This is a genomic window from Acidithiobacillus ferriphilus (assembly GCF_028215975.1).
Taxonomy (GTDB): Bacteria; Pseudomonadota; Gammaproteobacteria; order Acidithiobacillales; family Acidithiobacillaceae; genus Acidithiobacillus; species Acidithiobacillus ferriphilus.
In genome coordinates, this window is the sequence record NZ_CP116458.1 from 813079 (window position 1) to 827625 (window position 14547).

General features: G+C 60.4%; 7 protein-coding genes. 3 read left to right on the forward strand and 4 right to left on the reverse strand.

What is annotated here, in order from left to right; genetic code table 11:
- Positions 1-12: 12 nt before the first annotated feature.
- From PJU76_RS03995 to PJU76_RS04005, 3 genes are all read right to left on the reverse strand, one after another.
- Entirely contained in the window at positions 13-2391 is a 2379-nt protein-coding gene (locus tag PJU76_RS03995) for a glycoside hydrolase family 15 protein (protein WP_271780576.1), read from the reverse strand.
- A gap of 144 nt (positions 2392-2535) precedes the next feature.
- Positions 2536-5256: a bifunctional diguanylate cyclase/phosphodiesterase gene (locus tag PJU76_RS04000; protein WP_271780577.1), complete on the reverse strand. Its 2721-nt coding sequence runs from the start codon at positions 5254-5256 to the stop codon at positions 2536-2538.
- A gap of 208 nt (positions 5257-5464) precedes the next feature.
- Positions 5465-7954, reverse strand: a complete 2490-nt coding sequence (locus tag PJU76_RS04005; protein WP_271780578.1) for a penicillin-binding protein 1A — start codon at positions 7952-7954, stop codon at positions 5465-5467.
- Between the two features lie 101 nt (positions 7955-8055).
- Here PJU76_RS04005 and gltX point away from each other — a divergent pair, with 101 nt between their 5' ends.
- Positions 8056-9480, forward strand: coding sequence for a glutamate--tRNA ligase (gene gltX / locus PJU76_RS04010; RefSeq protein ID WP_271780579.1), 1425 nt, complete (start codon positions 8056-8058; stop codon positions 9478-9480).
- Between the two features lie 21 nt (positions 9481-9501).
- A complete protein-coding gene (gene cysS, locus PJU76_RS04015; RefSeq protein WP_271780580.1) occupies positions 9502-10890 on the forward strand; it encodes a cysteine--tRNA ligase in 1389 nt (462 codons plus the stop codon).
- 42 nt (positions 10891-10932) lie between these two features.
- Here the strand turns inward: cysS and PJU76_RS04020 are convergent, their stop codons facing one another.
- Positions 10933-13206 carry an Rne/Rng family ribonuclease gene (locus tag PJU76_RS04020; protein WP_271780581.1) on the reverse strand — a complete coding sequence of 758 codons (2274 nt, stop codon included), beginning with the start codon at positions 13204-13206 and terminating at the stop codon, positions 10933-10935.
- Positions 13207-13405: 199 nt separating this feature from the next.
- Between PJU76_RS04020 and rluC the strand changes: the two genes are divergently transcribed.
- On the forward strand, positions 13406-14359 hold the full coding sequence (gene rluC, locus PJU76_RS04025; RefSeq protein WP_271780582.1) for a 23S rRNA pseudouridine(955/2504/2580) synthase RluC: 954 nt from the start codon (positions 13406-13408) through the stop codon (positions 14357-14359).
- The last annotated feature ends 188 nt before the right edge of the window (positions 14360-14547 follow it).

A 14547-nucleotide genomic window follows, 5' to 3' on the forward strand; every position in this document is an offset into this window, starting at 1 on the left:
ATCTCGGCTTCGTCAAGAGCTTCCCGGCAATGCACTGTCACCGATAATATCGATATGAAAATCCTCGCCTTGCCAGTCGCCGCTGGCGCGCCAGCGGATGGTGAACTGCACGCTGTTTCCGGCCGATAATTTTTGCACCGGCAAGAGGACGACATGGCCGAGGCCCCAGTCTTCCGAGTCTGTGTCCTGTACCGATTGCCAGCCATTGGTGCCCCAATGCAGGGTGAAAGGCGCCTGCAATAACACCCGCAGTTCTTGTCCGGCGAGCAGTTGACGCGGTCGCTGGCGCAGGCGCCAGAGCCGGTAGTCAATTTCCGGAATCTTACCCTGATAGCGCTTCCAGGTATTCGCCGGACGATCTATCGGCGTACCCTGCACAGCGCTATGGCAGAGTTTGACGAACTCGCCATGGGCCCAGATCAGAGGCATGGCCGAGCCGCTGGGGTGGCCGGGAAACAAGCCCTTTTCGGGTATGGGTGCCGCATCCCAGACTTGTTCCGGGAGCAAGCCGCCCTTGCCGGTCATGGCCACCATGGCGTTGATGTAGGGCAGGGCATCTTCCCCGGCGGCGAGGGCGTAATGACCTCGTTCACCTACCAGCAATGGCCAACCACGGCCGATGCCAATGCCATCGAATGGGCTGCCATCGGCGTGCTCGCCGTAACCATCTCCGTTGTAGCGGTGCCAGACCGGGCCGCTTGGGGTATCGGTCTTGAGCACGCCGTCCATGACTTTGACCGACGCCACGATATGTGGATCATCGGCGCTGCGCAGTCCGTAGCGCACCAGTTGCAGGAAGTCATTGGCCACCTGTTCACCAGCGGGCAGATGGGGGTCGTGGGCGCGATTTTTGATGAGCACCCACTCATTTTGGGCGCCATCCTGCACCAGGACGTCCGCCGGAGTAATACGCACATAGTAGCCGGGCACCTGGAAGCGTTCCGCAAGGTCCGTGCCACGCACGAAGGTCCACTCTTCCAGTCGGGCGTTCCAATAATCGGCCAGCATCAGGGCACAGTCGCTGGCTTTACCGCCGAGGAAGTTCGCGCCCTCGACCAACGCGGCAATGGCGACGGTCAGGCTGAAGGGATTGACGCCACCGTCCTCTTCCCAGCGATCCTGCCCGGTCACTGGTCCTTCGTGGACGATGAAGCGCAGGGCACGGGTGATCATGTCGGTGACGGTGATATCGTTTAACGCCTTGTACTGGCGCAGCAGAGAGGCCAGGAGCACGGGAAATCCGGTTTCATCCATCTGCACACCCTGCCAGAAGGGTTTGCCGCCCAGCCATTGATTCTGCAACCAGTGACCGTCGGCTTGCTGGGTGCTGATCAGGTAAGTGAGTACCTGTCGCGCCTCGCTCATGGCGCCCAAGGCCACCAATGCCCCGGCGCTTTCTACCAAATCCCGTGACCAGACCAGATGATAACCTCCACGACTGTCGCTGGCCTCGCCCCAGGGTATCGAGAGGCTCGCGACCAGGGCACCGGGAAAGGTGCGGTCTTCATGCACCTTGAGGACGGTGGCCGAGCGAACGTAGAGGGCGTTGGCCGCCGCGGGCAACTTTCTGGCGAAGCTGCGCGGGATCGGATGGCGTTGGTGCCAGGTATTCCAACCGGCACCGTAGCCTGCGGCGCAACTCTGAAGGCCCTCGGCCAGGGAGGACCAGGCGTTGGTGGCGGCGGCTTCTTTGCTCGTGCCAAGACCTAAGGCCAGCGTGCCCTGTCGGGGCAGGCGACTGGCGAGTGCGACCTCACCCGGGCCGGCCTCCTGATAATCCCACCGCATCCGTCCGTTCTGGTGAAAATCCTGCCAAAGATCGCTATCGCCAACCTCGCCCACCGAGCGGCGTTCCAACGCCGGATGGCCGTCAGCGTTGCGACAGGCGAGGGCCAGTCCAAATGGACCCTGTTCCGCCCAAAGTACCGGTCGACCCTCCCAATCATCCACCCAGGCACGATTGTTTTCGGCATCCTCACCGAGACGGGCGGCGCAGAGCAGATAAGGCCGCAGCGCCGCATCGCCTTCCAGCCGGAAGTCCAGCAAAAGCACATCGCGCTCCGGATCGGCGCAGATTTTCAGGGTGAAATCAAAGCGCTCATGATGATGGCGAATGACAGGCAGGGGAATGCGGGGATCCTCCAACTCCAGTTGTGATTCCGGCAGCGTTTTCAATTCCTGCCAGAATCCCTGGCCATCGGCGATGATAAAGCCGAGGTCGCGGATCTGGGGGATGTCGATGCGCGGGTAGAATACTTCGGTGACGATACCCTTGCCGGTGGTGAACCAGAGTTTCCCATTGCCCAGCGCCGTGCCCACACAGGACTTCTGGGCGGTTGACCAGACGGGGTGGCGCCAAGTGGCGCGGGGCGCTTTGCTGATGTTATCCATGATCCGCTCCTGATGTGGTGACTGTATTGCCCAAGGCCATGCAGGGCGTCAGGTTCGATCAGCCAGTCCGCCTTCCAAGGCGGCGTCTCCAGATCTGTCGGCCGCTTTGGGCTGGCGGCAGTCACACCGCCGTCGAATTACCGATTAGGGTGGCGCTTCAGTCTTGGCCGCTGCGTTGTCCCGCATGATTTTCACCGCCTGCCCCAGGCCTTCCTGAAAGCGGTGACTATGTTCATGCAACTGGCCGAGCAGGCGATGGAGTTCCTCACGCGTTCCGCTTTGCCGTACCTGAAGGATTTCCCGGCCTAGGGCGTGCACCGCTTCGTGCTCGACCAGCAAGGCATCCACTCCGGGCAGCTCCAGTGCGTGGGCGTGCAACCAGGTCGTGATCGGGCAGGCGGCCAGCTCCGTATTCTCGTAACCCGCGTGATACATCGCGGACTCCTCTGCCGTATGCACCCATCCCAGATGCTGGTACAGGGCCAGCAGCGGCGTGTCCGTATCCCCGGCGCCGAGGACGAAGGTGCGCACAAAATCCGCCACCGCTTCCGCCTCCAGCGGTTTGGCAATGGCGTACCCCTGGAGATAGTCGACCTCCATCTCGCGCAGGAGGGCGATGTGCGCTTCGGTTTCCACGCCTTCCACCGCGATGATGACGTTCATGCCCAAACCCAGATTGATGAGACTCTCGACAAAGATCAGGTCCTGGGGCTTGTTCGACAGTTCGCGGATGAAACCCTGATCGATTTTGATCTCGTCAATGGGCAGATTTTTGAGTCGCAGGAGGGAGGCGTACGCACTCCCCACGTCATCCAGCGCAATCTTCACGCCCGCGCCGCGCAGCCGCTGCAGATGCTCCAGGGCGATCCCCTGTTCGAGGATTTCCCCGATCTCCAGCACCTCCAGCACCACGGACTCCGGGGGGATGCCCGGATACGCCGCCAGAATGCCAAAGACCGAATCGGCAAATCCGGGACTGTCGAGTTCTTCCGGAGTGATGTTGACGCTGAGGAAGAGATCCAGGCCCATCTCCCGCCACTGCGCAAGCTGCCGCAGCCCCGTTTGCAACACGAAGCGCCCCAATGCCTGGCGTTCCAACACGCCCAGGGAAGGAAGGAACCGCTCGGGGGAGACCTCCTGATCCTCCCGGTTCCATCGGGTCAGGGCCTCGATGCCCGCCACCAGGCCTGTCGTCAGAGCCACCAGGGGATGATAGCGCAGGATCACCGCTCCGCAGGCCAAGGCGCGCAGGAAATCCTGGCGCAACGTTTCGTCGCCTATGGTGAGGGTGCCGAGATCCGGGTGATAGAGTTGCACCCAACCCTCCTTGGTCCGGCCGGGGCGCGTCTTGGCGGCATACATGGCCTGGTCCGCGTGGCGCAGAAGAAAGTCAGCGTCACCCTCGTCGAAGGGGTAGAGCGTCAACCCCAGACTCGCCTGAATACTGACTATCTTCCCCTTGATGTTGAAGGGCCGCTCAATCGCGGCCTGGAGGCGGGCCAGGACCTGATCCAGCTCATCCATACCGCGTAAGCCTTCCAGCAGCAGCACAAACTCATCGCCGCCCAGGCGCGCGACGGTATCCGTCCGCCGCATGGCGTCCTGCAGGCGGCGGGCCATTTCTTTTAGCAGGTCGTCACCGGCATCATGGCCGTATATGTCATTGATCGGCTTGAAGGCATCCAGATCGAGAAAACCCACCGCCAGGAGTCGCTCCTGCCGTTTCGTGCGGGCTAAGGCCTGATCAAACACCAGCCGCAGACCATCGCGGTTGGGCAGACCGGTCAGGACATCGTGGGTAGCCTGCGTGGTCAGAGTCTGCTCGAAGGCTTGGCGCTGCAGCTCCCATCGGTGATCCAGGAAGAGGATGCGGCGATAGGCGGCCAGGCCGGATCCCAAAACGATGAACAGAAAGATCAGAGGATATTGAATCTGTCGTCGCCACCAGGCGGCCAGCCATTGATCCCTGGGGATGGAAACGAAAGCGGTCAACGGATAATGGCTCAAACGCGCAAAGGCCCCAAGGCGATAGGCCTGCTCCCCCACCGCGACGACGCCCGCATAAGTTCCATGACGCGCATGAGGGGCACGCTGCAAGGCTTGCCGCAAGGCTCCTTCTGCGGATACGGGATGGGCAAGCATCTTGGAGAGATTCCCCTGGGGTATGGGCCAGCGCCCTTCAATATAAAAGTCACTCCGGAGCAGACCGACCGCCGTTCCCGCGCGCAAGGGCAGATGGCTCAGGAAGTCTTCAATACCATTGAAGCGCAGCGGCGTGGCCACCACAAACAAGGGTTGTCCCGTCGGGGAAAACACCGTGCGACTCAGGCGGATGACCCAGTGATCGCTCACCAGCGGACCACGCAAGGGGTGATAGACCCGCATGCCATGTGTCTGCAAGACTTTCTGAAAACCCGGCCAGATGGCCGGATTGTTACGAAAATCCGGGAGCGGCTTCCCCGCCGGTACGGTCGTGGAGGCGATGACCTGGCCATTCGGTGCGATGAGATTCGCGCTGGCGATATCCGGGGTGGCCTTCTGATAATCGAGCAGGAGCGTCCGGGCGCGGCGCGGATGCTGGAGCGCGTCAGCGCGCTGTAACTGCACCCCTAAAAACTGGAGCCCGGAGGCGTGGCCGTCCAGCAGCTTTTGCGTGACCGCTGCGACCATGTCGGATTCCAGCGTCAGACGATACCGACTGTTCTGCTCGTAGCGATGCCAGGAGAACCAGGTATACCATCCGGAAAAAGCCAATACCCCCACGAATGTCCCGTAAAAAACCAGAAATATGGTCCGCCGATAGGGAGGTATAGTGATGGGACGGGTGAAAAACGCGGGAATTTTCTGGATGATTTTCAAATTCAATTGTCCCCGCCACCCAGGGAGTTAGCCGTCATGATGGCACCGACATGCGCTCGGGACTCCGGTAGCGAACGTGAAAACCGCAAATTGCCTCGGTCAGACACGTTCACCATGATCGCTCTACCTTGATGTAGAAGTTTAACAGGCTACCAGTAGCGGCTTTGGGAGACAACTGGTTTGGGTGCGGCATACCCCTGGCCGTGGTGGCACCTTAGAAAAGGTTCTTGATGGTGTTCAAGAGCTTGTCGCCGAGGTCCATTGCTGCGCCACTTTCCGTAGAAGCCGTAGGCGCGGCAATGGGTGGGTAGCCCGCCAGATAATCGCTGACGCCAATAACATTGCTGCCGCCACTGATGGTAGGTCCGGTCACGGAAGGCGGTCGGAAGAAACCGGTAGCAGGGCTGCCTGCCATGGCGGTCCGCATGAAATGAATCCAGATGGGTAATGCCTCACGGGCCCCGGCCGCCCAGCGACCCATGGTGCGGTTGTCATCATAACCCACCCAGACACTGGTGGTGATGTGCGGACTAAATCCATTAAACCAGGCATTATTTTCGTGGTTGGTCGTGCCAGTTTTGCCCGCAATGTCATTGCGCCCCAAGCTCTGGGCCGCGACGCCAGTCCCGATCTTGATAACCTGCTGCATCATCTCGGTCAACAAATAGGCGACCCCCGGCGGGATGGCGGTCTCTTGCGCGGGCGGCGTATAACCCATGGGACAATTGAGCAGGGAGATTTGTGTGCCGCGGTTATTCACAATTTTGGTGATGAGGTAGGGATTAGGCAGAAAACCGCCGCTGGAGAAGACCGCATAGGCGCGAGCCAACTGTAAGGGGCTGTAATCTCCCGCGCCGAGCACCATGGAGGGTACTTGCGGTACCTGCTTGGCCGGAAAGCCGAAGCGTTGCACATACTGCGCTGCGTAGGGGATGCCGATGTCCATGAGGATGCGAACACTGGGCACGTTATGGGAGTAAGCCAGGTTTGACCATACCGGGATCGGAGTATTGGAGAACTTATTGCTATAATTGGTCGGCGTATAGACCTGTCCTGTCGGCAAGGTAATGGACAGGGGAGTGTCTGGAATCGGCGTCTGTGGCGTCATATAGCTGCTTTTGCCTGAAGCAAGCAACGCCGGCGCATCCATAGCCGCGGCATAGACAAAGGGCTTGAAGCCGGAGCCCGGTTGCCGATAGGCAAAAACGGCGCGATCGAAATGGCTGAGCTCATAACTGAAGCCGCCGACCAGGGCGTGGATTGCCCCGCTGTGGCTGTCCAGGCTCACCAGAGCACCTTGTACCCGGGGGATCTGTGAGAGTTGCCAACCGCTATCTCTGCCAGCGGAGGACCAGACATTAACCCCCCATTCCTGGCCTGCCCCTGCCGTAACGGAATGTACATAAGGGCGCAGCCAGACCAGATCACCGCTGTGCAGCACCGCGTTGACGAGGCGTGGTTTGGGCGCGCCAGGGTGGGGGCGTGCCCAGTTCACATCACGTAAGGTCAGTGTGATATTTTTCTTGCCTTCCAGAGCAACGGTAGCGCTTTTGGCATCGGCACCGACCACGACGCCCCATTTGAGATTGGCCGGGTTATGGGGGGGTAATACATCAGGCCGCTTACCGGCGAGCGCTGTCTGCAGGGCGTTCCCGCTGAGGCGCGCGATGGGGCCGCGATAGCTTTTGAGGTCCATACTGGATAAACCCATATCGTAATTTTCCAGTCCTATGGCAACGGCTTTGTTCGCTGCTTCCTGATCCTTTGGCAGGATGGTGGTATACACCTTGAGCCCGGAACGGTAGGTGAAATCGCTGCCAAATTGCTGAGTAAGCCAGTTGGCGATCCAGTCGGTGACGTAGGGGGCAACATTGCTGGCCGCCGTATGATAACGCGACAATATAGGTTCGGCATTGGCCTTTGCCTCTTCATCCTTGGAGATATAACCACGGTTTTCCAGGCGCTTGAGCACATAAGCCCGGCGTTTTGTGGCGAGGTCAGGGTTAGCCACGGGGTTCAACACGGAGGGTGCCGGGGGGAGCCCTGCGATGGTGGCCATCTCTCCCAGAGTCAGATGGCTGACGCTTTTCCCGAAGTAGGTCCGCGCGGCCGCCTGTACACCGTAGGCACCCTGTCCGAGGTAAATCTTGTTTAGATAAAGCTCAAGAATCTGCTGATGGGTAAAGTGGTGGGCGAGCTTGTACGCCAGAAGGATTTCTGCGATTTTACGGGAGATGGTTTTTTGCGGGGTCAGGTAAAAGTTGCGGGCCACCTGCTCGGGGATGGTGCTGGCGCCCTGCACTGGCGCCATATGAATAAGATCCACTAACGCGGCACGGAGAATTCCCGGATAGCTGACCGGATAATACAACGGGTTGTTGCTGAAGAAACGCGCGTTTTCTGCGGAGATGAAAGCATCCTGCAATTTGGTCGGAATCTGATCAAGGGGCAGGGCGTAGCGCATTTGTGGACCCACCTCTTGCAGCAGCGCGCCATTGGCGGCGTAAATCCGCAGAGGTTCGTCGGGATGCCATTCACTGAGTTCGTGAACGGGGGGTAGGGTCTGCCAGATGCGGTAGATGTAAATGCCGATGCCGATCCCGATATTAATCAGGATCAACAGGGTGATCAGTACAATCCAGCGACCATAGTGGTGGCGCTTAGGCTGCTTGGCGCGCGCACCCGGGGTCTTCGCTTGAGCCATGCCGTTTCTTCCCGTGTGGTTGAGTACTTAGCAAAGTCCATGCTGGCCTGTCTGCACTTTGCGAAATACCCTGCCCACGTTTTTACATTGCGACGCAGCCGATGGCGCAATACTATACCACCATGAATCTCAAGAGTCGCTTCGCGCCCAGCCCCACCGGTTACCTCCACCTCGGTAATGCCCGCACCGCCCTTTTTGCCTGGCTGGCGGCGCGTGGCATGAATGGTACATTTATTTTGCGCCTGGAAGATACGGATCAGCAGCGTTCCCCCGATATCTATGAAAAGGCCTTGCTGGAAGATTTGCAGTGGTTCGGCATCGACTGGGACGAAGGCCCGGACCGTGGTGGCGATCACGGCCCCTACCGGCAGATGGAACGTCTGGCCCTTTATGATGCGTACTATGCCCAGTTGCAGGCGGCCGGACAGGCTTACCCCTGCTATTGCAGTGCCGATGATCTGGCCGCCGAGCGCGCCGTGCAGCGTTCGGCGGGGAAAGCACCACGTTATGGAGGACGCTGTCGGTATCTCAGCGCCGAGGCGCGGGCCGCGCGGGAGGCGGCGGGTATGCGACCCACGCTGCGCTTCCATATTCCCGACCAAGGCACCCTCAGCGTGCCCGATCTGGTTTGGGGCGAGCGTCATTATGCATTGGCTGATCTGGGGGACTTTGTCATCCGCCGCAGTGACGGCAGCCCGGCATTTTTCTTTGCCAACGCGATCGACGATGCGTTGATGGGGGTGAATCTGGTCTTGCGCGGTGAGGACCACCTCACCAATACTCCCCGGCAAATTCTGATCTTGCAGGCGCTGGGCTTGCCGGTGCCGGACTACGGCCATCTGCCCTTATTGCTGGGTGCCGACGGCCAACCTCTGTCCAAGCGCCACGGAGCCACCAGCCTGCGCGATCTGCAGCATCGCGGCTATTTGCCGGCGGCGGTGCTTAACTACCTCGCCCGTCTGGGGCATCACTACAGCGCGACAGGCTTTCTGGATAGTGTCGCCCTGGCGCAGGGCTTTGCGCTGACCCAGATCAGTCGGGCGCCCAGCCATTTTGATATGGTGCAGTTGCAGCATTGGCAGCACGAAGCGGTACAGTCGCTGGACGATGCCGCCGTCTGGAACTGGTTGGCGCCCCATCTGCAGGACAAAGTGCCGACGGGGCGGGAAATGTCTTTTGTCGCCGCGGCGCGCGCCAATATTGTGCTGCCCGCCGATGCGCTGGATTGGGCTGAGCGCTGCTTTGCCACCCCCGTAATGGCCGCTGAGGCCGCTGAGGCTATCATTGGTGTGAGCCCTGGATTCTGGTCCGCTGCCCAGACGACGCTGCAGGCCGCAGGTGGCGACTACCGACTCTGGACCAAAGCCTTGCAGCAAGCCAGCGGGCAGCGGGGTAAGGCGCTGTTCATGCCCCTGCGCGCCGCGCTTACCGGGCTCACCCACGGACCGGAACTGGCGGCGCTCCTTCCCCTCATCGGTGAAGCGCGCGCGTTGACGCGTCTTCATGCCGCTGCCCAACGCTCCTGAACGCTTGTCGAGGCCGAAAATATGACCACCCTGCCGGTACTGACCCTCTATGACACCCTGCGCCGCCGTAAAACGCCGTTGGAAGTGCTGCGCCCCAATCATGTGGGACTCTACGTCTGCGGGATGACCGTATACGACTTCTGTCATCTCGGCCATGCCCGGGTCATGGTCACCTTTGATACGGTGGTGCGCTATCTGCGTGAGCGCGACTACGAGGTGACTTACGTCCGCAATATCACCGATATCGACGATAAAATCATTCGTCGGGCGTTGGAGTGTGGCGAATCGATCCAGTCTCTCACGGCACGCTTCATCGACGCCATGCACGAAGATGAGGCGGCGTTGCTCTGCCGGCGCCCTGATCTGGAACCGCGGGCGACGGAGCACGTGGGTGCCATGCAAACCCTGATCGGCGAACTCATCAACAGCGGGCATGCCTATGCGGCGGCCAATGGCGATGTGTACTACGCGGTGCGCAGCTTCCCGGAATACGGGCGTTTGTCCGGCAAATCCATTGACGAGTTGACGTCGGGCGCGCGGGTGGATATTGGTGAAGACAAGCGTGATCCTCTGGACTTTGCCCTGTGGAAGGCGGCCAAGCCCGGCGAGCCGTCCTGGGCCTCCCCCTGGGGAGAAGGACGGCCCGGTTGGCATATCGAATGTTCCGCCATGTCCGCCGATGCCCTGGGCTGTGCCTTTGATATTCATGGTGGTGGTGCGGATCTGCAATTCCCGCATCATGAGAATGAAATCGCTCAGTCACAGGGCGCGGGCTGCGCTTTTGCCCATTACTGGATGCACAATGGTTTTGTCCGCATCAACGACGAGAAAATGTCCAAGTCCCTGAATAATTTCTTCACGGTACGGGAACTCTTGCCCCGTTATTCGGGCGAGGTGCTGCGCTTTTTCATCCTGTCCAGCCATTACCGCAGTCCGCTGAACTATGGGGAAGAGGCGCTGGAGCAGGCCAAGGCCGGCCTCACCCGGCTCTATACCGTTCTGCGCGGGATGCCCGGGCGCAAGATCGTGGCGGAGCTGGGTAGCGAGTGGCGGGAGCGTTTTCATACTGCCATGAGTGATGACTTTCATACACCAGCGGCTCTGGCGGTGCTCTTTGACTTGACCCGCGAGATTAATCGCCTGCGGGATGAGGGCAGTGAAGTTGCTGCACCGCTGGCTGCCTTATTACGGGAACTGGCGGGAGTGCTGGGCTTGCTGCAACAAGACGCAGAGGATTTTCTCCGCGGCGATGAGATGAATACCCACTGGATTGAGGAGCGTATCGCCGCGCGCACCGCGGCGCGGCTGGCCCGCGATTTCGCCGGTGCCGATGGGATTCGGCAGGAATTGACGGCCGCTGGAGTCATTCTCGAAGATGGCCCCGGAGGCACGACATGGCGGCAGGAATAAGGCGCTGCCACTCGTTCAACCCGGGCACTTAAGTTAGGCTCCTCAGTCTTCGTCCAGTGGGAAAGACTGTTGCTCACCACCTTCGCTGGGAACGGCAACCGATACGGGTCCCTGTTGCACCGCGGGCAGTATGGATTCTTCCGGAATGGCCGCGTTGACGGATTCCTGAACGGTTTCAGGCACGGCCTTCGCTGCCGTTGGCTGCCCGGTGGGGTGAGGGTGTTCTTCTACCGAATCTCTTTCGATGGTCGCAGCGGCGACCGGAATCGGCGCCGTGGCGGGAACCAGCATCTGATGCCAGTCGGCGGCGGCAGGTACCGTGCCGGGATAGACGAGCTCTTCCGGAACATGGGCGTCATCCGCTGGGCCCGCCAGCTGATCCGTATCCTGGAGGCCCTCTGTCGTGTAGGTGCCCTCGGTATTTTCCCCGCCCTGAGTGGAGCGCCGGGCGCGCGCGCGGCGTCCACCACGCCGCCGCCGCCGACTGTTGCGATCTTCGCTGTTGGTTTCCTGGGTGCCGGTGCCCATCTCGTTGGCCTGCTCCGTGCTCGTCGGCGGTTCAGCGCCACCGGTCTCCGCCAGGAAAGTCGCTGCGTCAACCGGCACATAGCGGGATACCAGTGCCCGCACCAGGCGGGCCAGAATACCCTCTTCCGGCGGAGCGATCTTGGCGGGCGCTTTCGCCTTCGGGCCGCTGGGTGCCGGTGGTGTGCGCAGTGGTGGCAACACCGTGGGCGGCGGCGGCGCGGTTAATGGGCTCAGTGCCGCTGATTCGTTCGTCGGACGGCTGGGGCGTGCAGGCAGAGTGCTGTTGTCGCTGCCGGCGACTGGCGCCGCTCGACTGCTGTCGCCTTCCACACGCGTCCGCTGAATCTGATAATGGGGCGTGACCATGTCCGGCGAGGGAATGATCAGGATGCGGGTATCGGTCTTTGCTTCCAGTTCCAGAATCGGGCGGCGTTTCTCGTTGAGCAGATACACGGCCACATCCACCGGCACCCGACACTCTATCTCTGCGGCACCGGCTTTCATGCACTCCTCATACAGCAGGCGCAGGACGTGCATACTGGTGGCTTCGCAGCCCCGTATCTGACCGGTACCGTTACAGCGTGGGCAGGGTTCGGAGGAAGCTTCTTCCAGGCTGGCGCCGAGACGTTGTCGGGACATTTCCATGAGACCAAAGCGGGAAATGCGCCCCAACTGTACCCGGGCCCGGTCCAGCTTGAGGGCGTCCTTGAGCTTGCTCTCCACTTCGCGTTGGTGCTTGGGGGATTCCATGTCGATGAAGTCGACCACGATGAGCCCACCCAGATCGCGCAGGCGAATCTGCCGGGCGATCTCCTCGGCAGCTTCCAGATTGGTCTGGAAGGCGGTCTCCGCGATATCCTGGCCCTTGGTTGCGCGGCCCGAGTTTACATCCACGGCCACCAGCGCCTCGGTATGGTCGATGACGATGGCGCCCCCTGACTCCAGGCGCACTTCGCGACTGAAAGCGGATTCAATCTGCTGCTCAATTTGATAGCGGGAGAAGAGGGGTACGTCATTGTCGTAATACTTCAGGCGATGCACCATTTTTGGCATCATGGAGCCCATGAATTGTACCGCGGCGTGGTAGGCTCCCTCCTCGTCGATCAGCACCTCCCCGAAATCTTCGGAGAAGTGATCGCGCAGGGCGCGTACCACGACGTTACCTTCTTGATAAATCAGGAAGGGGGCGGCACGCGGTGCCGCTGTATCGAGGATGGCTTGCCAGATCTGTTTGAGATACTCCAGATCGCGCTGCAAGGCCTCCAGTTCCTGACCAATCCCCGCGGTGCGGGCGATGACGCCCATGTTTTCGGGGATGTCCAGGAGTTGCAGGTGCTGGCGGATCTGGGTGCGGTCCTCGCCTTCGATGCGCCGGGAGACGCCACCGGCACGGGGGTTATTCGGCATCAACACCAGATAGCGTCCGGCCAGACTGACGAAGGTGGTGAGTGCCGCACCTTTGCTGGAGCGCTCTTCCTTGTCCACCTGAACGATGATTTCCTGACCTTCCCGCACCAGATCCTGAATGCGTTTGCGGCCCTGTTCCTGTTGCAGGAAGTATTCCCGGGCGATTTCCTTGAGGGGCAGAAAACCGTGCCGCTCGGCGCCGTAATCGACGAAGGCGGCTTCGAGGCTGGGCTCCACACGGGTAATTCTACCCTTGTATATATTGCTTTTTTTCTGTTCCCGGTAAGTGCGTTCAATGTCCAGATCAAGGAGTTTTTGACCATCTACCAAAGCCACCCGCAACTCCTCTGCGTGGGTAGCGTTAATCAACATCCGTTTCATAAGTTCTTCTTTCTCCGGCGCTCAACCCGCAAGCCCGGAGGGACCCGTCAGGGAGCGCAGCGTTTGTAATTGGGACCGGCGGGGGTTGCCCGGCGCTGCTGAAATTGGGGTTGCGCTCCGAAAAGCGCAGCACTCCAAGTCGAAATATAAGCTATAAAAGAATAGAATCGCAAATTAAAAGCGCAGAGACAGGGTAAACATGGCAGAAAATGTGGTGCGGCAATGGCTGGTAAGTGATGCGGAAGCGGGGCAAAGGCTGGATAACTTTCTCTTGCGGGTGATGAAAGGCGTGCCGCGTTCCCACATCTACAAAATCCTGCGCAGCGGTGAAGTGCGGGTGAATAAGGGACGAGCGCGACCGTACTACCATCTGGCTGAGGGGGACGTACTGCGTTTGCCGCCGGTGCGGGTGGCGGAGCCTGGCGATCCTGCCCTGCTGCCGGGCTACCTGCGCAGCCAGTTGGAAGCCGCTGTCCTTTATGAAGATACTCATCTGCTGGTGTTGGACAAACCCAGCGGGCTGGCCGTGCATGGTGGTTCTGGTCTGAGTTGGGGCATCATCGAAGCGCTGCGCCAGTTGCGGCCTGATGCCCGTGAACTGGAGCTGGTACACCGCCTGGACCGCGACACCTCCGGCTGTCTGATACTGAGTAAAAAGCGCTCGGCGCTGCGTGCGCTCCATGAAGCCCTGCGGGAAGGCCTCATGGAGAAGCGCTATCTGGCGCTGGCGGCGGGTGACTGGCAGGGGAAGGCGCGTGCCGTGCGTCTGGCCCTGCGCAAGAACACCCTGCAGTCCGGCGAGCGCATGGTGCGGGTGGACCTGGTGGAGGGTAAGGCCGCACATACGCGTTTTCTGCCACTGGAACATTTCCCCGGCGCGGTGCTGCTGCAGGCTGATCTCGATACCGGGCGTACGCACCAGATTCGGGTTCACCTGCAAGCGATTGGGCATGCGGTGGCAGGCGATGAGAAATACGGCGATGCGGTTTTCAACCAGCGTCTGCGTGCTTTGGGTCTGCGGCGACTTTTTTTGCATGCGGCCCTGGTGGCCTTCCGTCACCCGCAGGATGGCCGACCCATGCGCATCGAGGCCCCGCTGCCGGCTGATCTGCAAAGCATTCTAACGCGGTTGCGTCAGCCGTCCGCCGGATGATTTTGCCCCTTGATTATTTTCGATTGGGACGGCTTTCTCAGATATCCGCACCTGTGCTTATGCCGCTCTGTACCGCATGGCGCGCCCCTCTCCGATAGCGAGCGCGGAATTCTGGGATAAGTGCATGTACACAATAAAAGGGAGTGATATATTGTGGACGTGCAGGTGATTTCTCATAGGCCAAAGTA

Bases quoted from the DNA above. Each gene is read 5' to 3' on its own strand.
- PJU76_RS04020 (WP_271780581.1), bottom strand. From the start codon at position 13,206: ATGAAACGGATGTTGATTAACGCTACCCACGCAGAGGAGTTGCGGGTG.
- PJU76_RS03995 (WP_271780576.1), bottom strand. From the start codon at position 2,391: ATGGATAACATCAGCAAAGCGCCCCGCGCCACTTGGCGCCACCCCGTC.
- gltX (WP_271780579.1), top strand. From the start codon at position 8,056: ATGGCGCAATACTATACCACCATGAATCTCAAGAGTCGCTTCGCGCCC.
- rluC (WP_271780582.1), top strand. From the start codon at position 13,406: ATGGCAGAAAATGTGGTGCGGCAATGGCTGGTAAGTGATGCGGAAGCG.
- PJU76_RS04005 (WP_271780578.1), bottom strand. From the start codon at position 7,954: ATGGCTCAAGCGAAGACCCCGGGTGCGCGCGCCAAGCAGCCTAAGCGC.
- cysS (WP_271780580.1), top strand. From the start codon at position 9,502: ATGACCACCCTGCCGGTACTGACCCTCTATGACACCCTGCGCCGCCGT.